The 24,159-nt window shown below is 72.1% G+C and carries 27 protein-coding genes; 20 read left to right on the plus strand and 7 right to left on the minus strand.

The annotated features are described in order from the left end of the window. Positions 1 to 58: 58 nt before the first annotated feature. Positions 59 to 472, plus strand: a complete 414-nt coding sequence (locus PH203_RS39290; RefSeq protein ID WP_289926621.1) for an anti-sigma factor antagonist — start codon at positions 59 to 61, stop codon at positions 470 to 472. Between the two features lie 178 nt (positions 473 to 650). After that, on the plus strand, positions 651 to 1,001 hold the full coding sequence (locus PH203_RS39295) for a metalloregulator ArsR/SmtB family transcription factor (RefSeq protein ID WP_289926622.1): 351 nt from the start codon (positions 651 to 653) through the stop codon (positions 999 to 1,001). A 79-nt stretch (positions 1,002 to 1,080) separates the two neighbouring features. Here the strand turns inward: PH203_RS39295 and PH203_RS39300 are convergent, their stop codons facing one another. The 3 genes from PH203_RS39300 to PH203_RS39310 form a co-directional block, all read right to left on the minus strand. Then, positions 1,081 to 1,311, minus strand: coding sequence for a hypothetical protein (locus PH203_RS39300; RefSeq protein WP_289926624.1), 231 nt, complete (start codon positions 1,309 to 1,311; stop codon positions 1,081 to 1,083). A gap of 68 nt (positions 1,312 to 1,379) precedes the next feature. Then, a complete protein-coding gene (locus tag PH203_RS39305) occupies positions 1,380 to 1,691 on the minus strand; it encodes a metal-sensitive transcriptional regulator (protein WP_289926625.1) in 312 nt (103 codons plus the stop codon). After that, entirely contained in the window at positions 1,688 to 4,426 is a 2,739-nt protein-coding gene (locus PH203_RS39310) for a heavy metal translocating P-type ATPase (RefSeq protein WP_289926626.1), read from the minus strand. The genes PH203_RS39305 and PH203_RS39310 overlap by 4 nt, the downstream gene beginning before the upstream one ends. A 132-nt stretch (positions 4,427 to 4,558) precedes the next feature. Between PH203_RS39310 and PH203_RS39315 the strand changes: the two genes are divergently transcribed. Genes PH203_RS39315 through PH203_RS39330 form a run of 4 tightly spaced genes read left to right on the plus strand, consistent with a single transcriptional unit; the run spans position 4,559 to position 5,718 of the window. Continuing rightward, on the plus strand, positions 4,559 to 4,687 hold the full coding sequence (locus PH203_RS39315) for a hypothetical protein (protein ID WP_289926628.1): 129 nt from the start codon (positions 4,559 to 4,561) through the stop codon (positions 4,685 to 4,687). Then, entirely contained in the window at positions 4,687 to 4,932 is a 246-nt protein-coding gene (locus PH203_RS39320; protein ID WP_289926629.1) for a DUF2933 domain-containing protein, read from the plus strand. The genes PH203_RS39315 and PH203_RS39320 overlap by 1 nt, the downstream gene beginning before the upstream one ends. Before the next feature lie 19 nt (positions 4,933 to 4,951). Further along, complete coding sequence (locus tag PH203_RS39325; protein WP_289926630.1) at positions 4,952 to 5,242, plus strand: hypothetical protein; 291 nt, start codon at positions 4,952 to 4,954, stop codon at positions 5,240 to 5,242. After that, positions 5,239 to 5,718: a general stress protein gene (locus PH203_RS39330; protein ID WP_289926632.1), complete on the plus strand. Its 480-nt coding sequence runs from the start codon at positions 5,239 to 5,241 to the stop codon at positions 5,716 to 5,718. The genes PH203_RS39325 and PH203_RS39330 overlap by 4 nt, the downstream gene beginning before the upstream one ends. A 19-nt stretch (positions 5,719 to 5,737) precedes the next feature. Here the strand turns inward: PH203_RS39330 and PH203_RS39335 are convergent, their stop codons facing one another. Beyond that, on the minus strand, positions 5,738 to 6,268 hold the full coding sequence (locus PH203_RS39335) for a TerD family protein (RefSeq protein ID WP_289926633.1): 531 nt from the start codon (positions 6,266 to 6,268) through the stop codon (positions 5,738 to 5,740). A gap of 247 nt (positions 6,269 to 6,515) precedes the next feature. Between PH203_RS39335 and PH203_RS39340 the strand changes: the two genes are divergently transcribed. From PH203_RS39340 to PH203_RS39365, 6 genes are all read left to right on the plus strand, one after another. Then, positions 6,516 to 7,298 carry a DUF899 family protein gene (locus PH203_RS39340; RefSeq protein WP_289926634.1) on the plus strand — a complete coding sequence of 261 codons (783 nt, stop codon included), beginning with the start codon at positions 6,516 to 6,518 and terminating at the stop codon, positions 7,296 to 7,298. A gap of 68 nt (positions 7,299 to 7,366) precedes the next feature. Next, positions 7,367 to 10,288, plus strand: coding sequence for a tetratricopeptide repeat protein (locus PH203_RS39345; RefSeq protein WP_289926635.1), 2,922 nt, complete (start codon positions 7,367 to 7,369; stop codon positions 10,286 to 10,288). 114 nt (positions 10,289 to 10,402) lie between these two features. After that, a complete protein-coding gene (locus PH203_RS39350) occupies positions 10,403 to 11,707 on the plus strand; it encodes a phytase (protein WP_289926637.1) in 1,305 nt (434 codons plus the stop codon). Positions 11,708 to 11,825: 118 nt separating this feature from the next. Then, entirely contained in the window at positions 11,826 to 13,985 is a 2,160-nt protein-coding gene (locus PH203_RS39355) for a hypothetical protein (protein WP_289926638.1), read from the plus strand. A gap of 88 nt (positions 13,986 to 14,073) precedes the next feature. Beyond that, a complete protein-coding gene (locus PH203_RS39360; RefSeq protein WP_289926641.1) occupies positions 14,074 to 14,718 on the plus strand; it encodes a hypothetical protein in 645 nt (214 codons plus the stop codon). A 190-nt stretch (positions 14,719 to 14,908) separates the two neighbouring features. Beyond that, complete coding sequence (locus PH203_RS39365) at positions 14,909 to 15,718, plus strand: methyltransferase domain-containing protein (protein WP_289926642.1); 810 nt, start codon at positions 14,909 to 14,911, stop codon at positions 15,716 to 15,718. Positions 15,719 to 15,752: 34 nt separating this feature from the next. Here PH203_RS39365 and PH203_RS39370 read toward each other — a convergent pair whose 3' ends face one another. Next, positions 15,753 to 16,718, minus strand: coding sequence for a helix-turn-helix domain-containing protein (locus PH203_RS39370; RefSeq protein ID WP_289926644.1), 966 nt, complete (start codon positions 16,716 to 16,718; stop codon positions 15,753 to 15,755). 102 nt (positions 16,719 to 16,820) lie between these two features. Here PH203_RS39370 and PH203_RS39375 point away from each other — a divergent pair, with 102 nt between their 5' ends. The 5 genes from PH203_RS39375 (at position 16,821) to PH203_RS39395 (ending at position 20,402) form a co-directional block, all read left to right on the plus strand. Beyond that, on the plus strand, positions 16,821 to 17,852 hold the full coding sequence (locus tag PH203_RS39375) for a saccharopine dehydrogenase NADP-binding domain-containing protein (RefSeq protein ID WP_289926645.1): 1,032 nt from the start codon (positions 16,821 to 16,823) through the stop codon (positions 17,850 to 17,852). 144 nt (positions 17,853 to 17,996) lie between these two features. Then, positions 17,997 to 18,797: an SAM-dependent methyltransferase gene (locus tag PH203_RS39380; RefSeq protein WP_289926647.1), complete on the plus strand. Its 801-nt coding sequence runs from the start codon at positions 17,997 to 17,999 to the stop codon at positions 18,795 to 18,797. Between the two features lie 86 nt (positions 18,798 to 18,883). Next, positions 18,884 to 19,177: a metalloregulator ArsR/SmtB family transcription factor gene (locus tag PH203_RS39385; protein ID WP_289926649.1), complete on the plus strand. Its 294-nt coding sequence runs from the start codon at positions 18,884 to 18,886 to the stop codon at positions 19,175 to 19,177. Further along, positions 19,174 to 19,560, plus strand: coding sequence for a VOC family protein (locus PH203_RS39390; RefSeq protein WP_289926651.1), 387 nt, complete (start codon positions 19,174 to 19,176; stop codon positions 19,558 to 19,560). The genes PH203_RS39385 and PH203_RS39390 overlap by 4 nt, the downstream gene beginning before the upstream one ends. Positions 19,561 to 19,637: 77 nt before the next feature. After that, on the plus strand, positions 19,638 to 20,402 hold the full coding sequence (locus tag PH203_RS39395; RefSeq protein ID WP_289926652.1) for a PIG-L family deacetylase: 765 nt from the start codon (positions 19,638 to 19,640) through the stop codon (positions 20,400 to 20,402). Positions 20,403 to 20,438: 36 nt separating this feature from the next. Here PH203_RS39395 and PH203_RS39400 read toward each other — a convergent pair whose 3' ends face one another. Continuing rightward, positions 20,439 to 20,813: a hypothetical protein gene (locus PH203_RS39400; RefSeq protein ID WP_289926654.1), complete on the minus strand. Its 375-nt coding sequence runs from the start codon at positions 20,811 to 20,813 to the stop codon at positions 20,439 to 20,441. Positions 20,814 to 20,962: 149 nt separating this feature from the next. Here PH203_RS39400 and PH203_RS39405 point away from each other — a divergent pair, with 149 nt between their 5' ends. Next, entirely contained in the window at positions 20,963 to 21,940 is a 978-nt protein-coding gene (locus PH203_RS39405) for an endonuclease/exonuclease/phosphatase family protein (RefSeq protein ID WP_289926655.1), read from the plus strand. 36 nt (positions 21,941 to 21,976) lie between these two features. Here PH203_RS39405 and PH203_RS39410 read toward each other — a convergent pair whose 3' ends face one another. Next, on the minus strand, positions 21,977 to 22,780 hold the full coding sequence (locus PH203_RS39410; protein WP_289926656.1) for a maleylpyruvate isomerase family mycothiol-dependent enzyme: 804 nt from the start codon (positions 22,778 to 22,780) through the stop codon (positions 21,977 to 21,979). Between the two features lie 222 nt (positions 22,781 to 23,002). Here PH203_RS39410 and PH203_RS39415 point away from each other — a divergent pair, with 222 nt between their 5' ends. Beyond that, entirely contained in the window at positions 23,003 to 23,479 is a 477-nt protein-coding gene (locus PH203_RS39415) for a DUF1801 domain-containing protein (protein ID WP_289926659.1), read from the plus strand. Positions 23,480 to 23,550: 71 nt separating this feature from the next. Next, positions 23,551 to 23,967: a hypothetical protein gene (locus PH203_RS39420; protein WP_289926660.1), complete on the plus strand. Its 417-nt coding sequence runs from the start codon at positions 23,551 to 23,553 to the stop codon at positions 23,965 to 23,967. Positions 23,968 to 24,159 lie beyond the last annotated feature (192 nt).

Consider the following 24,159-nt stretch of genomic DNA (forward strand, 5'->3'; position numbering starts at 1 on the left):
GATCCGGCAGCGACAGATCCGACACCGACAGGGCCGCACAGCAAGGAAGTTCACCATCATGACCATCGACTGGCGCTACACCGTCGAGGAGAACCTCGGCGTTCTCTCCGTCGCCGGATTCCTCGGCCCCGACGCCGTCCGCCGCTTCTCCGGCGCGGTCGGCTGGGCGCTGGCCCGCGGCACCGGCCCGGTCGTCGTCGACCTGACCGAGCTGCGCGGCTGGTCGGCCGAGGGGCAGCTGGCCATCACGGAGGCCGCCCGGCGTCTCATGGAGGCCGGGCGCAGTCTGGAACTGGCCGCCATTCCGGCCGACGGATCCCTCGTCCCGGCCGGCGACTGCCCGCCCGTCCCGGTGCACCCGGACCTGACCGCCGCACTCGCCGCGCACAGCGCAGGGCGGACGGAAAAGGCGGAGGGCCGCCATGAATGGCGCACCACGGGCTGGCCGGCCGGTGAAAGGACAGCCGAGTGACCACCCGTCGCAGCGGGTGGGGCTCAGCGCGACGGCGGGACCTCGCCGTCCGTGCGGATTCGGTCCTGACAGCACCGCAGGCGAGGATGGGCGGCATGGTGTTGACGAGTGGGTGGATGCGACGGGGTGGGGCTCGGCGGACGGGGCTGCGCCGGTGTGCGGGGTCGGGGGTGGCACGGTGAGTATGCCGCTGTACCAGCTGAAGGCCGAGTTCTTCAAAACCCTCGGTCATCCCGCGCGTATCCGGGTGTTGGAGCTGTTGAGCGAGCGTGAGCACGCGGTCGCGGAGATGCTGCCCGAGGTGGGTATCGAAGCCGCGCACCTGTCCCAGCAGCTGGCCGTGTTGCGGCGGGCGAACCTGGTCGTGACCCGCAAGGAGGGCTCGAACGTGTACTACTCGCTGACCAGCCCGCATGTGGCAGAGCTGTTGCGGGTGGCCCGCACGATCCTGTCCGGAGTCCTGGCCGGACAGGCCGAACTCCTCGCCGACCTCCAGGCCGCACAGGGGGAGGCGAAGCCGCCGTCGTGACGACGGCCCTCGACCGGCGGCCGTCTCCCGGGAGTCCGACAGCGCTCCGGGCGCGGGAGGCGGCCGCCTTCTGTCCGCATCACTCCTCGCCGGACCCGGTCGCCTCGACGTCCAGCCCGTGCCACCGCGCCAGCCGCACCGCGTCGTCCAGCTCGTCCTCCGCCACGGCGACGGCGTACGCGTCCGCGGCGTCCCGCGCGGTCGCAAGACCGGCTCGTGCCGCACGTACCCGCGCCAGCAACGCCTCGGCGACTTCGTTCACTCCGACCTCCGGGCTGCGGATCGCCTGGGTGCCACGGCAACTGGTCAATCGAAGAACTCTTCAATCGTAGTGGCCGAGGCCCTGTCGTAGTGGCCGAGGCCCTGTCGCCGAGCCTGCTACAGGCGCAGCGCGAGGCGCAGGGTGTCGGTGAGTTCCGCGAACTTCTCCTCGGTCCGGGCCGGATCGGTGCGGGCGGCGTCGGTGACGCAGCCGCGCACGTGATCGTCGAGCAGACCGAGGGCGACCTCCTGCAGAGCGCGGCTGGCGGCGGTGATCTGGGTGAGGACGTCCATGCAGTAGCGGTCGTCGGCGACCATGCGGGAGATACCGCGTATCTGCCCCTCGACCTTGTTGAGACGGGTCAGGTGGTCGGCCTTGTGGGCGGCGTAACCCGGCGCCCGCAGGTCCCGGTGGCGAGCGGTGGTCATCGGGATGCGCCTCCCTCATGTCCCTTGTGCGGTACGGCGGTCGCGGGGGCTGTGCGGCCCTCCGGGGCGGCGTCGAAGGCGGCGGCGCAGTGGGTGGAGCAGAAGTAGTGGATGCCGTGCTCGGTCCGCCGCTGGGCGGCGGCGGTCGCCGGCTCCAGTTCCATGCCGCACACCGGGTCCGTCACCGTGGAAGCCGCGTGCTGCTCGGGGGCGGCGGCCCGGTCGGCGCCGCTCTCGACCCGGGGCCGCACCCGGTCGGGCCGGGCATCGGGCAGCGCGGGGGCGTTCCAGCGGCGCAGCCGGGAGGCGTTGGTGACGACCGACAGGGAGCTGAGCGCCATGGCCGCGGCGGCGATGATCGGGCTGAGCCGGATGCCCCACAGCGGGTAGAGGGCGCCCGCGGCCAGCGGGATGCCGACGGCGTTGTAGACCAGGGCGAAGAACAGGTTCTGCCGGATGTTGCGCATGGTCGCCCGGGACAGCCGGATCGCGGTGACGACACCGGACAGCGAGCCGGAGATCAGGGTGATGTCGGCGGCCTCGATGGCCACGTCGGTGCCGGTGCCGATGGCGAGGCCGACGTCGGCTGCGGCCAGCGCGGGGGCGTCGTTGATGCCGTCGCCGACCATGCCGACCGTGCGGCCCTCGCCCTGCAGACGGCGGATCTCGTCGGCCTTGTGCTCCGGCAGCACCTCGGCCAGTACCCGTTCCACGCCGACCTGCGCGGCGATGGCGGCGGCGGTGCGGGCGTTGTCACCGGTGAGGACCACGACCGTGATGCCGAGGCGGCGCAGGGCCGCGATGGCGGCGGCGGAGTCGGCCTTGACGGTGTCGGCGACCGCCAGCACCCCGGCGGGCCGCCCGTCCACGGCCACCAGCACGGGGGTCTTGCCCTCGCCCGAGAAGGCGGTCGCCACGGGGACGAGCGCGGCGCTGTCGATCCCGGCGTCACCGAGGAACCGCGCCGTGCCGACCAGGACCGCCCGCCCCCCGACGCCGGCCCGCACGCCCTTGCCGGTGACCGAGTCGAAGCCGGTCGCCGTCGGCGGACGCAACCCCCGGTCCCGTACGCCGGTCACGACGGCCTGGGCGAGGGGATGCTCGCTGTCGGCCTCGGCGGCGGCCGCCAGCCGCAGCAGCTCGGCCTCGTCGAACCCGTCGGCCGTGTGGACGTCGGTGAGGACGGGCCTGCCCTCGGTGACGGTGCCGGTCTTGTCCAGGACCACCGTGTCCAGTTTGTGTGCGGTCTCCAGCGCCTCGGCGGAACGGATCAGGATCCCGGCCCGGGCGCCCTTGCCGGTGCCCACCATCACGGACAGCGGCGTGGCGAGTCCGAGCGCGCAGGGGCAGGCGATGATCAGCACCGCGACCGCGGAGACCAACGCGAGGGTCAGCGCGGGGGACGGCCCGACCGTGTACCAGAGCGCGAACGTGCCGACCGCGATCGCGATGACCGCCGGTACGAAGTACGCGGACACCGCGTCGGCGAGCCGCTGGATCGGCGCCTTCGACGCCTGGGCCTGCTGCACCAGGCGGACGATCTGGGCCAGCATCGTGTCCGCGCCGACCTTGGCCGCCCGCACCCGCAGGGACCCGGTGCCGTTGACGGTGGCCCCGATGACCTCGTCGCCGCCGTGCTTGGTCACGGGCATCGACTCACCGGTGACCATCGACTCGTCCACGGCCGACGTACCCGAGAGCACCTCGGCGTCGACGGGGATCTTCTCTCCGGGCCGGATCACGATCTCGTCCCCGACCACGACGTCCTCCACGGGGATCTCGGTCTCGGCGCCGTCGCGCATCACCCGTGCGGTACGGGCCTGCAGGCCCAGCAGGGCACGGATCGCCTCGCCGGTACCGGCCTTGGCGCGCGCCTCGAGGAGCCGTCCGAGCAGGATCAGGGTCAGGATCACGCCGACGGCTTCGAAATAGACCTCGCGCACGTCCTCGGGGAGCAGCCGGGGCGCCAGGGTGACCAGCAGGCTGTAGCCGTAGGCCGCCGAAGTGCCCAGGGTGATCAGGGAGTTCATGTCGGCGGCCCGGTGGCGCAGGGTCAGCCAGCCCGTCACGTGGATGGGGCGGCCGGTGTAGAGCATCACCGGAGTGATCAGGGCCAGCTGCAGCCAGTGGTTCAGCATCCAGCCGGGCACCCAGTCCGCGCCGAAGACCTCGTGCGCCATCACCGCGAACAGCACCGGCGCGGTCAGCACCGTGCCCACGACGACCCTGCGGGTGAGGTCCTGGATCTCAGCCTGCCGCTCGGCGGCGTCCGCGGCCTCCGCGTCGGCGGCCGTCCCATCGGCCTCGACAGGCGCCGCTTCGGCGGTACGGCCGTCCGCCGCGGGCGGTTCGGAGCCTTCCGCGGGCTCGACCAGCAGCGTGCCGTGGATCATGTTCATGCCGCAGGCGAAGCCGAAGGACCCCGGCCGGTCAGGGGCGAGCCGCACGGTGGTGCGGGTGTGCGCGGGTAGCCCCGCGCCGACCCCGAGCTCCGGGAAGACCACCCGCGAGGTGCACTCGCCGGCCTCCTGCCGGTCGAAGACCAGCTCCACCGGCATGCCCTGGCGAACCTTGATCACATCGGGGCTGTAACCGCCCCGCACGGTGACCTCCAGCCGCTGCACCCCGCCCTCCAGGCGGGCGGCACCGGCCCGGCGCGGGCCGAAGAAGTACCAGGCCAGCGCTCCGACCAGCGCGGCGGACACCAGGACCACGACGACATCGACGGCACTCATGGCTTCTCGCCTCCCTTGGCGGATCACCCTCCAGCCTGCGCCCGGGTACCCCTGCCGGGTAGGGGCTGAACGGCCCACCGGCCCTGGACCGTCCGGCCCCAGACCGCCGTCCCGCCCGGGAGGACGATGGCCGTGAAGGCAAGAAGTCACCAGGGAGTCCTCCGGGCGTTGATCGTCTCCGTCGCGGAGCCCGCTCCCACCAAGATCCGGGACTCGGCCGCCCCGGCCGCGGCCCGGCCCTCCACCGAAGGAGGCTCGTGATGAACGACAACCGCAACCGCGGCATGTACGCGCTCGCCGCCGCGATCGTCGTCGTCGGCGCCCTGATCATCGGCGTCCCCCTGGAAACCCTGATCTGGCTCGGCCTCGTCGCCGCCTGCCCGCTGATGATGTTCTTCATGATGCGCGGCATGCACGGCCAGGACATGCACGGCGGCCACGGCGGGCACCGCGACGACGACCCGCTGCGCAAGGACGACCACCGCACCGGGCCCGGACGCGCCTGACCACCTCCCACTGCTCTTCATGGACCTCGGCATCGAGCAGAGCCCGATGCTGCACCCCACCCCGCCCGCCTGGGCTCACGCACTTCCCGGCTACGGAGCGAGCCGCGTCCTCACCGACGCGGCCCTCACTCCCGGCCTCGACGAGACCGGCGCCCTGCCGATCGCGCTCGCCCGGACCGTCGGACCCACCCTGACCGCGGCCCTGCTGCTCCGCTCCACCATGAGCCCGTCACGCGTGCCCCGGCCGGTCGCGGATACCCGACGGGTCCCGGCCGCCGGCACCCCGGACACCGAAGGAGACCCGCGATGACCCAGCCCGCACCCACGGCACCCGTCGACCGCCCGGTGGTCGGCTCGTACCCGACCTACGAAGGGGCCCAGCGCGCGGTCGACTTCCTCTCCGACAGCGGGTTCCCGGTCGAGCGCACCGCGATCATCGGCACGGACCTGCGGATGGTCGAGACCGTGCTCGGCCGCCTCACCCGGGGCCGGGCCGCCCTTGCCGGAGCGGGCTCCGGCGCATGGTTCGGCCTGTTCGTCGGTCTGCTGCTGTCGCTGTTCGCCGCGGGCGACCACCATGTCGTGCTCCTGATGCTCAGCGGCCTGCTCTACGGTGCCGCCTTCGGCGCGCTCTTCGGCTTCGCCGGCCACGCCATGACCGGCGGCCACCGCGACTTCGCCTCCCGCAGCCAGATCGTCGCGGCCCGCTACGACGTCGTCGCCGAGGCCGATGTGGCGGAAGAGGCCAAGAACCTGCTCATCAAGCTCGGTTGGCGCGAGGGCTGAGGACGAGGCCGGCCGCGCCTCAGTGCCGGACGCCACCCATCTCCGAGGCGAAGAGCACCGGGTCGCTGTCGAACCCGCGGACCATCTCGTGAAACCTCCACGTCCCGGCCGCGTCCCTGGTGAACTCCGCGACGGTCGCGGCCGTGGCGTCGGAGACCCTCGCGAAGTCGTCGACCAGCAGCTCGCGGTACCCCTCCAGGACGAGCACTCCGGCGTTGGACAGGTCGCCGAACGTGCGAGGGACGGGGGCCTGGTGGATCGCCACACCGACGACCACCCGCCCGTACGCGGACGACATGCGGTCGAACTCGAACGTCATGGCCTCGACGTACCCGAGGCCCATACCGGTCTCGCTGTACCGGCTCATCGTGATCGTCCCGTCCGGTGACCGGCTGTCGTGGTGGACGACGTACACGGGCCGCCCCCGGGGATCGTCCGCCGAGTACGTCGTCGCGATGATGTCGAGGTGCCGGGGCGGCTCGCCGTACGGACTCGGATCCCAGCGGAGCTTTATCTCGGCCCTGTTCAGTCCTGTGTCGACACCACTCACCCTGCAACTCCCCGTCAGCCGAAGCGGGTTGCTCCCCGCACCGTCAAGTATGCGCACTGACCAGCCTCTTGATGCCTTCTTGGCGGTGCCGCGAAAAGATCGTCCAGACCAGTCCTGCTGTGGCCGGCCGCGGTCCCGGAATCCGTGCGGCCCGATGAGTTTTCGGTGCGTGACGGGTCTGCCCCCTGTCGTACCGACGCCGGGCGTCGTACGACACCGCCCGGCACCCGACCCGACGGAGGACGCCATGACGAGCACACCCGACGAACCGACCACCGCCCTGCCCGGCCGTCCGCCCGTCGTCGACCTGGCCGCCTGGCAGGCCGCCCGTGACGAACTGCTGGTCCGCGAGAAGGCCCACACCCGCGAGGGCGACGCCATCGCCGCGGCCCGCCGCCGACTGCCGATGGTGGAGTTCGACGGGACGGCCGAGGTCGTCGGACCCGACGGACCGGTCCCGTTCGTGGACCTGTTCCAGGGCCGCGACGAACTCGTGGCCTACAAGCACATGTGGTACGACGGCGCACCGCACCAAGGGCAGTGCGAGGGCTGCACGACCACGGCCTGGCATCTGCAGGACGCCGTCTACCTCAACGCCCGCGGAGTCTCGTTCGCCGTCCTGACCACGGGGGCGTGGGAAGAGGTGGCCCCCTACGTCGAGTTCATGGGCTACACCCAGCCCTGGTACTCGGTGCGCGGCGTGGAGGGGCCGGCCGGCGGTGACATGGGCTACCTCACCAGCTATCTGCGCGACGGCGACCGCGTGTTCCTCACCTACGCCACCACAGGCCGGGGCAACGAGCGGGTCAACGGGTCGATGGGCCTGCTCGACATGACGCCCTACGGCCGCGGCGAGGCATGGGAGGACAACCCCGAGGGCCGGCCCGAAGGGCTCGGCGCGAGCTCGTTCTGGCGCTCGGACGCGGACGGCAAGCCCACCTGGGGCCCGACCGGCCGCCCGGTGCCGCAGTGGACCCGCCCCGGCGCGACTCCCGTCCAGACGCTCGGCCGGCACGGCCCCCACCACTGACAACAGGTCGCCGCGATCCGGGCCCGGGCCGCTCGGCCGCTTGCCATACTGGCCGCCGGGGGTGCGGGATGGCAGAACAGCGACCGTCGCGCCAGGAGTTGATCCGGCGTCGGCGCCGCAGCGGCTTCGTGGGCCGGCGGGGGGAGATGAACGCGTTCCGGGAGAACCTCGCCCGGGATCCGGAGGCCGACGACCACCAGTTCCTCTTCCATGTGCGCGGCAACGCCGGAGTCGGCAAGACCTCGCTGGTGCGCCAGTGGGAGGCGGCCGCCCGCGAACAGGACGCGGCCACCGTGTACCTCGACGACAGCGTGCACAGCGCCGTGGAGGCGATGGCGGAGATCGCCGAACGCCTCGGACGCCAGGACCTGGAGCTGCGCCGCTTCGACAAGCTGCTCGCGACGTTCCGCCAGCGCGAGCACGAGGCGCAGTCGGCACGCGACGTCCAGACGGCGGCCGAGGGCGCCGCCCAGCCGCCCGCGGCCTCGCTCTCGGGCTCGGTCGCCGCCCAGGTCGGCCTGGCCGGCCTCGGCATGGTGCCGGTCGTCGGCGCGCTCGCCGGAGCCGTCGATCCCCAACAGGTCGCCCAGGGCGCGGACCGGCTGCGGGCCGCACTGGGCGCACGGTTGCGCTCCCACGACGACGTACGGCTGGTCATGGACCCGGTGCGGGTCCTGACCCCGGTGTTCCTGGAGGACCTCGCCGAGGCCGCACGACGGCGGCCGTGGGTGGTGCTGCTCTTCGACGTGTACGAGCGGACCGGTGCCGTCCTGGACGAGTGGCTGTGCGACATCGCGTTCGGCGAGGTGCACGGCTTACTGCCGGCCAACGTCCAGATCGTGCTGTCCGGACAGGGCCGGCTCGCCGCCCGGAACTGGGGCGACTGGCTCGACCTGGTCACCGAGGTGCCGCTGGAGGCGTTCACGGAGGAGGAGGCGCGGGCGCTGCTGGCGCTGCGGGGCGTCACCGACGAGCGGGCCGTCGAGGTCGTACTGCATCTGTCGGGGCGGCTCCCCGTCCTCGTGCACACGCTGGCGCAGGCCCGGCCCGACTCGGCCGAGACAGTGGGCGATCCGTCGGGCACGGCGGTGGAGCGGTTCCTGAAGTGGGAGACCGACCCGTCCCGCCGGGCCGCCGCCCTCGCCCTGGCCCTGCCGTTGCAGTTCGACGAGGACGTCTACCGCGCCGTCGCCCCGCCGGAGGCCGCCGAACAGTACGCGTGGGTGCGGCGGCTCGCCTTCGTCACCGACCAGGCGGGGCGATGCCGGTACCACGACGTGGTGCGCGCGCCGATGCTGCGGTTGCAGCGAGTGCAGTCCCCGGCGCGTTGGGCGGCGGCGCATGAGCAGCTCGCGGAGACCTTCCGCGCATGGCGGGTGCAGCGGGAGGAGGCCGTGCCCGACGGGGAGCGCTGGGGTGACGCCCTCTGGCGCGAGCACCGGTCGAACGAGACCTACCACCGGCTGTGCGCGGATCCGCGGCGCGCACTGCCGGACGCGCTCGCGGAGGTCGTCCACGCCTGTGAGAACGGCAGCGGTACGGCCCGCCGCTGGGCGCAGTTGCTCGCGCAGGCCGGGACGGACACGGCGGACGAGGGGCCGGCCGTCTGGGGCGAGCGACTGACGGTCGCGTCGCGGGACGACGGCTCGGCGGTCATGGCCGTTCTCGACGCCCTGCTGGCCCACTCGGGTCCGGACACCGTGGGACGACTGCTCGCCAGGGTGGCCCGCGGGCGTGCGCACCGGCGTGCCGAGCGGTACGAGTCGGCACTCGCCGACTTCAGCGCGGCCCTGGTCCTGGACCCACTGCACGTCGACGCATTGGTGGGACGCGCCCTCATTCATCAGCAGCGGGGGAACGCCGAGGACGCCCTCGCCGACATGGACGAGGCGATCCGCATCCACCCCGGGGGAGCCTGGAACCACGTCGTCCGGGGGCACGTGAATCTGACGGCCGGACGTCCCACCGAAGCCCTCGCGGACTACGACCGTGCCGTCGAACTCGACCCGGCACTGGACTGGGCACTCGCCAGCCGCGCGGAGCTCCACCGCGTCCAGGGGCGCTATCAGCAGGCGTTGGCGGACTTGGACCGCGCGCTCGACATCGACCCGGAGTACATCTGGGCGTACTCGGAACGTTCGCGCTGTCTGGGTCACCTCGAACGGTGGGACGAAGCCGTACGGGACATGGCGCGGGCGGCCGACCTGGACTCCGATTCGGAGTGGTACCGCGCCCTGCTGGCGGATCTGCTCCTCGACCTCGGACGACACGCGGAGGCCTGTCGGGAGGCCGACCGCGCCCTGTCCGATCCGGACGAGGACGGCCCCCGCAGCCGGGCCTGGCCGCATGCGGTCCGCGCCTGGGCACTGCACGGTTTGGGCCGCGACACCGAAGCCCTGGCCGACCTCGACCGTGCGGCCTCCCTCGGCCACGGGTCCGAGCTCGCCTTCGCGATGCGCGGATGGCTGCTGTGGGAGGCAGGGCGGCTCGACGAAGCGGAACGGGACTTCGGCCGGGCTCTCTCCGGCCATCCGCAATGGCCGTGGGCTTTCGGGGGCCGCGGCGCGGTCCGCTTGTACGCCGGTCGGTACGAGGACGCCGTCGCCGATTTCACCCGGTCCTTCACCATCCAGTTCGGCATGGCCGAGGCGGAGGCCGACATCGCCCGGCCCCTCGTGGAACTGCTCCGAGAGCATCTGCCGGACAACCGCGCGGCCATCACGGCCGCGATCAGACTCGGAGCACTCCTCACTCACCAGATGCAGTGGCCGGGCGTGGCCCGTCAGGCAGGCTCCGTGCTGGCCCTGCGCCCCAGCCCTCGCCTGGTGACCGGCGGCTTCCGACTGCTGCGCCGCGCCGCCACCGCCCTGGCGGACCCACCCGGTGGCGCGGACACCAAACGGATCACATGGTCGCTGGCCCTCGTGAAGCCCCTTTTGCGCGCCCTGGCCCCCTGGGCATCCTCGACCGACCGCGTCTCGGGCGACTGACCCGACGGGGTCTCATACCCCGTAGACAGATGGACAGCTCCCCGTCGCCTGTGCGCAAGCTTCCCCCCACAAGATCAGCATGTCCCTGACACTCTCGACGGCAAGGAAGCGCCTGTGACAACGACGCACCGCAGCGCACGAAGAGCGGCGGTCCTCGCCGCGCTGGTCACCGTCCTCGGCACGTCCCCCGCGGACGCGGCGGAGCTGCCCACGGTGACCGCCACGAGCGAGACGGCCGCGCTGTACGACGACGAGGCCGGCGGCAACTCCGACGCCGACGACCCGGCGATCTGGCGCAACCCCGCCGACCCCGGCCGCAGCCTCGTCGTGGCCACCGCCAAGGAGGGCGGACTGCGGGTGTACGACCTGGACGCCCGCCTGGTCCAGTCCCTGGCCGCGCCCCAGCCGCCGTCCGCAGACGACGCCCCCGGCCGTTTCAACAACGTCGACCTCGTCGCCGGTCTGCGCACCGCCACCGGCCGGGCGGACGTGGCCGTGGTGAGCGACCGGGGCAACGACCGACTGCGGATCTACCGCATCGACCCCTCCCGCCCGGGCGGCCCGCTGACCGACGTCACCGACCCGGCCGCCGCGCCCGTGTTCTCCGCCGACCAGGCCGAGATCAACGACCAGCGCACGGCGTACGGCCTGGCCACCTGGAAGGACACGGCCACAGGACGGTCGTACGCCCTGGTCAGTCAGCGGGAGCGGACGCGGCTCGCGCTCCTCGAACTCGTCCCGGCCGCCGGCGGCACCGTCGGCTACCGCAAGGTCCGCACCCTCGACCTCCCGACCGCCTTCCGCCTGCCCGACGGCACGTCCTGGACGCCCTGCCTGGAACCCGGCGAACTCCCGCAGACCGAGGGCATGGTCGTGGACCCGGCCACCGGCACGCTCTACGCGGGCCAGGAGGACATCGGCATCTGGCGGCTGCGCGCGGACCTCACCGGCAGGCCGGCCCTCATCGACAAGGTCAAGGAGTACGGCGTCCCCGGGACGTACGACGAGGAGACCGAGGAGTGCACGCCAGGCGCCGACCCCGGCTACGGCGGCAAGCGGCTGTCCTCCGACGTCGAGGGGCTGACGCTCTATCAGGAGCGGGACGATGACGGGTACTTGCTCGCCTCCAGCCAGGGTGACAACACCTTCGCGCTGTACGACCGTGAGGTGGGCGAGGACAACGAGTACGAGGGCGGATTCCGCGTCGCGGCGGCCTCGGGCACGCTCGACGGCGTGCAGGAGTGCGACGGGGCCGCCGTACTGAACGCGCCCCTCGGCGCCCGGTATCCGCGTGGTCTGCTCGTGGTCCAGGACGGGCAGGAGACGCCCGAGGTGCCGGACGGAGAGGGCGGCACGCGCACGGCGACCGGCTTCAAGTTCGTCGACCTCGGCACCGTGGTGGACGCCGCCGACATGTGACCGGCACGTGGAGCGGACACGGCCGCCGGGCGCGTTCCCGGCGGCCGTGCACGCTGCCGCGCATCTGCGCGATTTGCGGCACCCGGGTGACGAGATCACCATGAGGAGCAGGTGACCCATGGAACCCGTGACCTCGCGCAGATGGCTGCGCGTCCTCGCCTTCGCCGCGGCGGTGCTCTGCACCCTCGTCGTCACCGTGGCCGCCACCGCCCGTGCCACGGTGGTCTCCCCGGCGTTCTACCGCTCCGTCCTGGACGAGACATCCGCCTACGACCGGCTCTACGACCAGGTCCTGGTCGATCCGCAGACCGCCCCCGTCACCCGGAGCCTGCTGGCCGGGCTGCCGGTCCCGGAAGCCGTGGTGACCTCCAACATCAAGCTGGTGCTGCCGCCGGAGACGGTCCGTGACCTCACCGACGAGCAGATCGAGGCCGTGGTCGGCTACCTCAACGGCGACCGGGACACCCTCGCTCTGACCGTCGACCTGCGGCCGGTGCTGGCCAACATCAACGACCTGGTGCACATCTACTTCGGTGACCTGGTCGCCTCGGTGCAGGGCCGGGCCGCACCGGACTTCGGGGCGTTCTCGTCCGCCCTGTCCGCCGCCCTGAGGGAGGTGGCCGCCGGTCGCGCCCCCGCCGCGCTGCCCTCTCTGCCGCTCTCCGAAGCGCAGGCCGACAAGGCCGCCGAGCGCGTTCTCGCCGGCCTGCCCGCACAGGACCGCGAGACGCTGCGCCCCGAGGTCGAAGTCGCCCTGGCGAACGGGGACATCGGTACCGTGCTCGCCCTCGTGGCCCCCGCCATGGTGACCGAGCGGACCACCGACGCGGCCGCCCGCCTGCGGACGCTCGCCGGTGGCAGCGGCTGGAACCTGGAGAAGGTCCTCAAGGGCGACCTGGCAGCCGTCCACGACGCCCGCGCCTACACGGCGATCGGTCTCGGCATCGTGGAGGCCGTGGCCGCCGCGCTGCTGGCCGCCGCCCTCGTGGGACTGTGGGTGACCGGTTCGCACGCGCCCGGCCGCCGTCCGATGCTGCTGGGCTGGGCCCTGGCCGGGGGCGGGCTGCTCACCGCGCTCGTCGTGGTGGCCGTACGGCTGGTCAGCGGCGGCCGGATCGTCGAGCCGTCGGCGCGCTGGCCGTCGAGCGTGGCCGAGCTCGTCGACGACCTGCAGTACACGGCCGTCGACGACATGCTGGCGACGGCCCTGGGCACGGCAGCGATCCCCCTGGTCGCCGGGACGCTGCTCGCCGGGTTCGGATGGGCCCTCCAGGTCCGGCCGGGCCTGCGGACCGTGTCGCCGTACCTGCGGCCCGTGGCCGTCGGCACCAGTGCCGTCGTCCTGGCCGGTCTCGTGCTGGTGCCGCTCGTGGCGACCCCGTCCGCACCCCGCCGGTGCCAGGGCAGCGCGCGCCTGTGCGACCGGCCCTACGACGAGGTCGCCTACCTGACCTCGCACAACGCCATGTCGACCACGGTCGACCGGTTCATCGGCCCGCTCCAGGACCCGGCCGTCACCACCCAGCTGGACGACGGGGTGCGTGCCCTCCAGATCGACACCTACCGCTGGGAGAAGCCGGAGGAGATCACCGCGCGGCTGAACGACTCCGACTTCTCGGCCGAGCAGCGGGCACTGATCGCCTCCGCGGTCAACAAGGTCAATCCGCCCCGAGAAGGGCTGTGGCTGTGCCATGCCGTGTGCCGTGCGGGAGCGGTCGAACTCGTGCCGACGCTGCGGCAGATCGGTGACTGGATGCGCGACCATCCGACCGAGGTGCTGACCCTGATCGTCCAGGACGCGATCACGGGGGAGGACACCGCCGGGGCATTCGCGCAGGCCGGTCTGACGGACCTGGTCCACACACCGGACCCGGATCCCGCCGAACCCTGGCCGACCCTGGGCGAGATGATCGACGACGGCCGGCGACTCGTCGTCTTCGCCGAGCAGGCGGACGGCCCGGCGGCCTGGTACCGCAACTTCTACCGCTACGGCATGGAGACCCCGTTCGCCTTCCGCAGCCCCGACGAGATGAGCTGCGTGCCCCACCGGGGCGGCACCGGCAAACGGCTGTTCCTGCTCAACCACTTCGTCACCGTCGACGGCGGCAGCCGGTTGGACGCGGGCACCGTCAACGCCCGCCGGTACGTGCTGGACCGCGTCGACCGGTGCGAGCGGGAGCGGGGGAGAGCGGTGAACTTCATCGCGGTCGACTACACGACGATCGGCGACGCCCGCGGAGCCGTGGACGCGCTCAACGCCCGCCGTCAGGCCCTGTGAAGTGGCCGGTCCGCCGGGCGGCCCCCACGATGGACATGGCCACAAGGCGGCGAAAGCCCTCGAACGCCGACGGAAGGAACCTCATCGCATGAGCGCCGATGTGTCGCAGCCCAGGGATCCATCGCGACGGCGCCGCGCCGCGAGCGCGCTCGCCGGGCTCGTCCTGGCAGCCGTGGGTGCGGCCGCACTGGTGTCCTGCAGTACGGACAGCGGTGAGGACGAGAGCGCCTCGTTCAGCCCGACCCCCACCGCGGCCGACACCGCGTCGTTCTCCGGCACGCCACCGTCCGCCCTCGCCTCGCTCGGCGCGTCCGTCAAGGCGTCCGCCCAGGGCGCGGCCTCGGCCGCGGCCTCCTCCGCCTCCGCACGCGCCTCCGCCTTCGAGGCGTCGGTCTCCGCGGAGGCCGCGCGCGCCAACGCGGCGGCACAGCAGGAGCTCGAGGACGTCGACGGACGCGGCAACGCCACGGCGGACGTCTCGATGACCGGCCTGCCGCGCTCCGAGACCGGCGGCCTGCTCGCCCTCGTCGTGAGCATCACCAACCGCACCGACGAGACGGCTTCCTACGCGGTCCAGGTCGACTTCCGCGACCCGGACGGCAAGGTGGTCGAGACCCGCTTCGTCGGCGCGCAGGATCTCGAACCGGGGGAGAAGGCGCAGCCGCTGGCCATCAGCCGCAAGCCTGCCGAGCCGAAACTCACGGCCGAGATCGCCAAGGCCCAGCGGTACTGATCCCGGTACGGCCGAGCCTGCCGCGGGGCATGTGGTCACCTGTCTGGCCCAGTCGGGGGGCGCGGGAGGGCGATGACCGGGCCGTGGTGGCCGGGTGCGTCCCTGACCCTGAAAGACCAAGCTCGGTCGGCCCGGCGTCGAATGCCTCGACCAGGACCGCACCCCCTGCCCACGGCACTAGCGTGAACGCATGAGCGATCAGGGTCCTGCCCATGGCTTCACGTCGGTCGACGCGCAATCCAGGCCCGGGGACTGGGTGCGGGTCCTGGACCGGGTCGGCGCGGAGCCGTTCTACGCCGCCTACAAGCAGCGGTTGCAGGAGCTGTTGCGTCCCACGGCGGGCGGGCTGTTCCTGGAGGTCGGAGCGGGGACGGGGGACGCGGCCCTGGCCCTGCGTTCACGTTGGGGGGCCGAGGCCGTCGCGGTCGACAGTTCGTCGACGATGGTCGCGCAGGCGAGGGCACGGGGGCTCACGCGGGCCGCCGTCGCGGATGGACATCAACTGCCCTTCAGGGGTGGCCGGTTCGACGGTGCGTGGGCCGACCGCGTCCTCCAGCACGTCGCCGACCCGGACCGGGTGCTGGACGAACTGCTTCGAGTGGTCCGCCCCGGCGGCCGGATCGCGTTGGCCGACCCGGACTACGACACACAAGTACTCGACATCGACGACCAGGACCTCGCCCGCCGTGTCCTGCGCTATCGCGCCGACGTGTCGCTGCGCAACGGCACGCTCGCCCATCGGCACGCCGGACTGCTCACGGCTCGCGGCCTCCGGGACCTCACCGTCGAGGCCCGGACTCTTGTCGTACGCGACCCGTCGGCGGTCGACAACGTCATGGGGCTGCGCACGTGGGCCCACACGGCCGCGGCCCGAGGTCACCTCGGGCTCACGGACGCGGACCGCTTCGTGGTCCAGTTCGACGAGGCCGTACGCACAGGCGGGTTCACCTACGCCGTCACGTTCTTCCTCACCGCCGGGACACTGCCGCATCCGCTGTGACTCGGGTCGGCTGCGGGGACACCCCGGAGTGACCTCACCCGCGCCCGTCCGCCGCGGGCCGGGCCTTTGAGCGGAAGGTGCGCCGGTAGGTGTCCGGGGGCACGCCGACCGTGCGGTTGAAGTGCCGGCGCAGTGTCGTCGCGGTACCCATGCCGGTGGTCGTCGCGATCGTGTCGACGCTGTCGTCCGTGGCCTCCAGCAACTCCTGGGCGCGGCGGATCCGCTGGATCAGCAGCCACTGCAGGGGAGTGGTCCCGGTGGCGGCCCGGAAGTGCCGGCCCAGATGGCGGGAGCTCATCCGGGCCTGACGGGCCAGGTCCTCGACCGTCAGGGGTTGGTCGAGGCGCTCCACCACCCAGGGCAACAGCGCACCCAGCGGATGGTCGTCCCGCTCGGGCACCGGCGTGGCCACGAACTGCGCCTGACCGCCTGCCCGGTGCGGCGGCACGACGAGACGGCGGGCGGCGGCATTGGCCACCGCCGAGCCGTGGTCGAGGCGCAGGAGATGGAGGCACAGGTCCATGGCGGCGGCCTTGCCGGCGGAGGTGAGAACGCTGCCGTTGTCGACGTAGAGGACGTCCGGATCGACCGTCACTTCCGGATGGCGGGCGGCGAGCACATCGGTGTGCGCCCAGTGCGTGGTCGCCCGCTTGCCGTCCAGCAGACCGGCGGCGGCCAGTACGAACGCCCCGGTGCACAGCGAGGCCACCCGCGCCCCGGCCTCGTACGCGGCTCGCACCGCCTCGACCAGCTTGCCCGGGGGCTCCACATCGACGTCCGCCCAGCCGGGGACGATCACGGTGTCGGCGTCCCGGAGCCGGTCGAGCCCCTGATCGGGCTCCAGCCGGAACCGTCCGACCTGCACCGCCTGCGTCCCGCACACGGTGACGTCGTACCAGGGCACGTCCACCCCGACGGGAGCGGAACCGAAGACCTCGCAGGCCATGGACAGTTCGAAGTGCAGCATGCCGTCGGTGACGGCCAGCGCGACAGTGGGCATGTCCGAAAGTGTACGGGGCATGTCGTTCCGGACACTCACGGTGCGGTGGCCGGGGCCGCCAGGATGTTCTCAGTCGATCAGGCGAGCAACGGGGGAGAACCCATGGGAACGGCACGAACGGTGACGGTGTACGGCGCTTACGGGCACACGGGACGCTTCGTGGTGGCGCATCTGCGGGAGCGCGGGTTCGTCCCCGTGCTCGCGGGCCGCGACGCCGTCAGACTCAAGGAGCTGGCGGAATCCTTCCCCGGCCTGGACGTCCGTCCGGCAGCGGTCGACGACCCCGCCTCCCTCGACCGCGCCCTCGCCGGCGCCGACGCGGTGATCAACTGCGCGGGCCCCTTCGCCACGACCGCGGCCCCGGTGATCGAGGCCGCGCTGCGCGCCGGCATCCCGTACGTCGACGTGGCGGCCGAGATCGAGGCCAACGCCGACACGTTCACGCACTTCTCGGACCGCGCCCGGGAGGCGGGAGCCGTGATCGTCCCCGCGATGGCCTTCTACGGCGGCCTCGGTGATCTGCTGGCCACCGCCGCGATGGGCGAGTGGACCTCGGCCGACGAGGCGAACATCGCCTACGGACTGAGCAGTTGGCACCCCACCTCCGGCACCCGCGCCGCGGGCGCGGTCTCCCACGAGCGGCGAGGCGGCCGACGCGTCCGCTTCACGAAGGGCCGGCTGGCCTACCACGACGAGCAGCCGACCGTCCTGTCCTGGCCCTTCCCCGAGCCGATGGGCACGAAGGACGTGGTCGCGGAATTCACCATGGCCGACGTGGTCACCCTGCCCAGCCATCTCGCCATCCCCGAGGTCCGCACCCACATGGCGACCGTGGCCGCCCAGGACCTGTCGACCCCCGGCACTCCCGCACCGGCCGCGACCGATGCCGAGGGACGGTCGGACCAGACCTTCCTCGTCGACGCCGTCGTACGCTCCGGCGCCGACGAACGCCGCGCCGTGGCCACGGGACAGGACATCTACGCCGTCACCGCGCCTCTCGCCGTGGAGGCCGTCCACCGCATCCTCACCGGGCGGACCCGTACCGTCGGAGTCGCCTCCGCCGGAGCGATCTTCGACGCCTCCGACTTCCTGCGCGCACTGTCCCCGCACGTCACCTTCGAACTGCTTCGGTAGCGGCGGGCATCAACAGCGGTGCGGTAGATCTGAGATGGTGCCCTGGTGAGGTGAACGCGCCTCCTGGTGACGGCAGTTGATGTGCGAAGCTGTCCCCGGTCAGTCGCGGCGAGGGGCCGTGGCGGTCGTCGAGGGGAGTCCGGGGTGACCGGGGACGGCGTGCGTGCCGAGCGGATCGACCCCAGCAGACCGCACCCCGCCCGGATCTACGACTACCTGCTGGGCGGCAAGGACCACTACGAGGTCGACCGGCGTGCCGGCGACGAACTCGCGGCCGCCGCACCCGAGGTACGGATCGGTCTGCGCGCCAACCGCGCCTTCCTGCAGCGCGCCGTCCGCCACCTGGTGGCCGACGAGGGCGTCCGCCAGATCATCGACATCGGCACCGGACTTCCCACCTCGCCGAACGTGCACGAGGTCGCCCATGAGGTGGCGTCCGACGTGCGCGTCGCGTACGTCGACAACGACCCCATCGTCAAGACACACGGCGACGCGCTTCTGACCAGCGGCGGCACGACGAGCATCGTCCTCGGCGACCTGCGCGACCCGCAGGCCGTCCTGGGGCACCCCGAGATCCGCGAGGCCATCGACTTCGACAGGCCGATCGCCCTGCTCCTCGTCGCCGTCGTTCACTTCCTCACGGACGCCGACGAGCCGTGGCAGATCATCGCCACCCTCCGCGACGCCCTCCCGCCCGGCAGCTTCCTGGCCCTCTCCCATGCGACCGGCGACTTCGCGGACCGCACCGCGGCCCAGGCCGTCTACAGCAAGGCCACCGCCAGCCTCAACCTCCGCACCCGAGCCGAGATCGAGCGATTGTTCGACGGCTTCGACCTGATCGACCCCGGCCTGTCCCAGGCCCCGTTCTGGCGCCCGGACGCCCCACCGCCGGCCGGCTCGGAACAGATCGGCTTCTACGGCGGAGTGGCACGCAAGCTCGGCTGAACGGCCAGTACGGGCTGGAGACGATGGCCGCTCACTGACCACCGAGCACTTGATAGGCAAGTGACGACTTGCCTATGGTGTCGGTCATGGCAGAGGATGTCTTCAAGGCGCTGGCCGACCCCACTCGTCGGCGCATCCTCGACGAACTGGTGGAGCGCAACGGCCAGACCCTGTTCGAGATCTGCACACGGCTGGTGACCAAGCACGGGCTGGGCCTGTCCCGCCAGGCGGTCAGCCAGCATCTGGCCGTGCTCGAATCGGCGGGTCTCGTCGTCTCGCGACGCCAGGGCCGCTACAAGTTCCACGACCTGAACACCGAACCCCTTGAGCTCATCGTGACCCGATGGCTCAGGCCCGAGGCACCGGAGAGCACCCCATGAGGATCCACCTGACGAGCGTCTTCGTCGACGACCAGGAGACGGCCCTGCGCTTCTACACGGATGTGCTGGGCTTCGTGAAGAAGCACGACGTCCCGCTGGGTGAGCACAGGTGGCTCACCGTGGTCTCACCGGAGAACCCCGACGGCACCGAACTGCTCCTCGAACCCTCCGGCCACCCCGCCGTGCAGCCGTACAAGACGGCGCTGGTCGAGGACGGCATCCCGGCGGCCGCCTTCGCCGTGGACGACGTGCAGGCGGAGTACGACCGGCTGAGCGCGCTCGGGGTGCGGTTCACCCAGGAGCCGCTGGAGATGGGCCCGGTCACCACCGCGGTCCTGGACGACACCTGCGGCAACCTGATCCAGATCGTGCACAGCAAGTAGGGCGGGAGTCCGGGGCCCGCCCCTCCTGGCACGACTGCCCCCCTTGGCACGACCGCCGCACCGGAAGGCGAACGCCTGTGCCCCTGCCCAGTCTGCTCGGCGTCTTCGCCCACCCGGACGACGAATCCCTCGTGGCCGGCGGAGTGCTCGCCCGCCACGCCCGCGCGGGCGCACGCACCGCGGTCGTCACCGCCACCTGGTCCCCGGACACACCACGCGCCGCCGAACTGGCCGAGGCCCTGCGGATCCTCGGCGCCGGCGAACCCCGCATGCTCGGCCACGCCGACGCCCGCGCCCCGCACTCGGCCCCGGGCCGGACCCGCTTCTGCGATGTGCCCCTCGACGACCTGATAGGCGAACTCGTCGCCCACATCCGGGAGTTCCGCCCCGACCTCGTCATCACCCACGACGCCTACGGCAACCTGACCGGACACCCCGACCACATCCACACCCACCGCGTCACGGCACTCGCCGTCCAGGCGGCAGGCCTGGAGCGCCTTCACCCGGAGGCCGGTGCCCCCTGGCAGCCGAGCGCCCTGTACCTCGCCACGCACCCGCACTCCGCCGTGCCGGCCTGGGCCGGACACTTCGCCCCGACCGGCAAGGCGCTCCTGACCGTCCCCGACGAGCGGATCACCGACACCGTCGATGTCACTCCCTGGCTGGAGCGGAAGATCGCCGCCGTCCTGGCCCACCGCACCGAAGTACGACGCGGAACATCGGCCCCAGGACTGATCGCAGCCCTCCCTGCCCAGGACCGTGAGCGCCTGGTGGCCACCGAGTGGTACATCCGCCACGACACCGCAACGCCCGGCCCGTCCGGGACCGTCATCCGGCTCTGACGAGAGGGAGGGACCGTGCGGGTGGCGCCCGGTCGGTCAGGCCCGCCCCTCGCGCCGCGTCTGCTGAGCCGCCAGCAGAGCAGCCACCCCCACGACCCCCAGAACCCCCACTCCCGCGGCGGAGCGGAACGCGCGCGAGGAACGCCAGGACAGCACCGACCACTGCGCCTGCGCGGACAGGCACGATCCCGTGCTCAGCCATGACCCGAACGAGACCAGCGACAGCGTCGACCCGATCGACCCGACGGACAGCGCACTGCCGATCGACCCGACGGAGAGCGCCGAGCCGACCGATCCGATCGACAGCACCGACCCCACGGAACCGATCGACAGCACCGAGTCCTGCGACCACAGCGAGAGCACGGAGCCCGGGGAACCGTGCCGCGCCGACGACACGGATGGTTTCGTCATGGACCCATCTTGCCCATCGAACGGCCGGGCCCGCACCCGAATCGATCCCGACACCCGGATCCCGCGTCACCGCAACGGCGTCTTGCCCCGCCCGGGCACCATCTCGGAGTCTCGACAAGGATCTCCGTTCCCGGCACCGAGGAGGACCCGTGCCCGCCGAAGCCGACATCCTGGCACCACCCCAGCGAGTGATCACCAAGGTCGAACGCTGGAACGCGTTCCTCGACGCCTCGGTGCCGCAGAAGAACGACGGCACCAACCTCCTGATCGCGACCTGGAACATTCGCGCCTTCTCCGACCTCACCAAGGCCTGGACGACCCCGGAAGGCGCCTCACCGAAGCGGAACTTCACCGACATCCACCTCATCGCGTCGGTGATCCGCCGCTTCGACGTCGTGGCGGTCCAGGAGGTGCGCGGCAACCTCCGGTCCCTGCGCTACCTGCTCAAAGTCCTCGGCGAGGAATGGGCGTTCATCCTCACCGACGTGACCCGGGGCGAGGCGGGCAACAGCGAGCGGCTGGCGTTCCTCTTCGACACCCGCCGGGTGAAGCCCTCCGGCCTGGCCTGCGAACTGGTGGTGCCCATCGAGGAGGACGCCGGTGTCCCCGAGGCCGATCTGGAGCGGCAGTTCGCCCGTACGCCCTACGCGGTCAGCTTCCTCTCCCAAGGCCAGACGTTCACGCTCGTCACCCTGCACGTCCTGTTCGGCGACCGCGCAGCGGACCGCGTCCCGGAACTGCGGGCCATCGCCAAATGGCTGGCGGGCTGGGCGGAGCAGGAGTTCGGCTGGGACCACAACCTCATCGCACTCGGCGACTTCAACATCGACCGCGCCGGCGACCCCCTGTTCGAGGCGTTCACCTCCACCGGTCTGGTCCCCGCCCCCGCGCTCGCCGGCCTGCCGCGCACGATCTTCGACGACCCGGGTGCGGAACACTTCTACGACCAGATCGCCTGGTTCACCAAAGGGCAGAAGCGCCGGCCGGTACTGACGCTGGAAGCCCTCTCCGGCGGCCACATCGACTTCGTCCCCGAGCTGCTGGGCGAGCGCACCAGGAACGAACTGTCCTGGCACATCTCGGACCACTATCCGCTGTGGATGGAGTTCGGCATCCCGGACGAGTGACGGGCGCGCCCCCGACGGCCGTCGCACGGACCGCGGCTACTTGCGAAGCCAGAACCCGGAACGCTCCAGCCACAGGGCCAGCAGGTCCTCGTCCCCGAAGACCTCCACGGACGCGTCGGCGGCGGAACGGCGGCCGTACAGCAACAGCACCAGATCCGTGAGCGGCGCGCGCACCGCCACCGCGGCCTTCTCATGGGCGTGGCTCCAGGTGACCGGCACACTCGTGAGGTTCACCAGCCACTCGGCGTCGGCCGTGTCCGTGGCATGCAGATGCAGTGTGCGCCCCGGTCCCGTGAGCGGCGGCGCGTCGGGCCCGGCGGCCTCCAGGACCCGGGGCAGCGCGCCGAACCCCATCCACTCGTCCAGCGCGTCCCGGGCCAGCTCCTCCCGTACGGCGAAGGCGGCGCCCGAGACGAAGGCCGCGTCCGCGGCGTGGAGTGTCGTCTCGTGGGCCATCCGCCGGGCCCAGAAGCCGGCGGTGCCACCCGGGGCGACCGTCCACACCGGGGCGTCGGGGCCGGCCTCGCGCAGCACACCGGTCAGCTCCGCGGCGCCCTCGGCGATCCAGTCGTCCAGTTCGGCGGGTGTCTCGGGGCCGGGGGAGAAGACGTCGTCGACCATGTCATGGGAAACGGGACCGGTGGCCCGGGTCCTGACGATCTGCGCCGCCCACCGGTGGGTGCCGCCGACATGCCGGGCGAGCTGCGTCAGGGTCCAGCCGGGACAGCTGGGCACGGGAGTCGCCGCCGGGCCCGCCTCGGCGGACCGCACCGCCGTACGCAACTCGTGGGCCCGGGAGCTGATTTCGCCGCAGTACGCCTCGTGGCTCACGTCACTCACCGGAACACCGTAACGCCAGGCGGCCTGCACGGCAGGGACAGCACATCAACACCCTCACCCGTCCCGACTTCGGCATCGAGGCTGACAATCCCGGCGAACGCTGCTTTCCTTTCCGAAGCTGGTCCCCCGGGCTTCGACCGATCAGTTTCGGAGAAGCCGCTGCGCCGGAGGATTCCTAACCTGGGATTGTCCCCATCGAGCTCGCAAGAGAGGGAATCCGCCATGACGAACGCGCAGGCATCCGGCAAGAGCGACAGCACGACCGGCGAGAAGTACGACGGGTTCACCGACGACGAACGCGACGCGATGAAGGAGCGCGCCAAGGAGCTCAAGACGGCCGCGCGACGGAGCCGCGGCGGGGCCAAGCCCGACCCCGAGACCGACGTGCTCGCGAAGATCGCCGAGATGCCGGACGCGGACCGCGTCCTCGCCGAACGCCTCCACGAGATCGTCAGGTCCAGCGCCCCGGAACTGGCCCCGAAGCTCTGGTACGGCATGCCCGCCTACGCCAGGAACGGCAAGGTCGTCTGCTTCTTCCAGAGCGCCCAGAAGTTCAAGTCCCGCTACGCCACCCTCGGCTTCAGCGACCTGGCCAATCTCGACGACGGCGCCATGTTCGCCACCGCCTATGCCCTGACGGACCTGACCGCCGACACCGAGGCCCGGATCAGCGCGCTGGTGAAGAAGGCCGTGAGCTGAGAGCGCCGGACCGCGCCGCGTGATCTCCGAAGCGGACTCTTCTCGCCGGAGCGCTGCCAGACTCGATCACCATGAGCGACTGGTGCTGGCAGGAGACCTACGGGGTGCGGTTCGAGTGGGGCCCGTCCGGTGCCCAGGAGCTGGCCCGGGGTGCCGCCTGCCTCGTGGTGGTGGACGTGCTGTCGTTCAGCACGTCCGTGACGGTCGCGGTGGAGGCGGGAACCGAGGTCTTTCCCCACCCTTGGCGTGAGGAGACGGCGGCCGCGCTGGCCGTGGGCCGACGCGCCGCCACCCCGGAGTCACCGTGGTCGCTGTCCCCGGCGGGACTACGGCGGGCCCCGTTCACCCCATGGCTTGTCCTGCCCTGGCTGGCCGGGCAGGGGTACGGCACTCCGGAGCGCCCGGTCGCGGTGATCGGTGCGGGAGAGCGCCGGCTGGACGGAACCCTGCGTCCAGCGCTTGAGGACCTGCTTCACGGGAACGCCTGACGTGGCGGCCGCCGTGAGGGCCTGCTCCTCGGGCGTCGAACTGACCCGGAGCGGCTTCGCCGCCGACGTGGCGATCGCCGTCGAACTCGAGGCCTGCCCGGTGGTGCCGGTTCTCACCGATGGTGCCTTCAAGCACGACGGCGCATGGCTACTGTGGTCCCGGGAATCACCTGTGGCGGCTGACGCGTTGGG

It is taken from the genome of Streptomyces sp. S.PB5, from assembly GCF_030403745.1.
Taxonomy (GTDB): Bacteria; Actinomycetota; Actinomycetes; order Streptomycetales; family Streptomycetaceae; genus Streptomyces.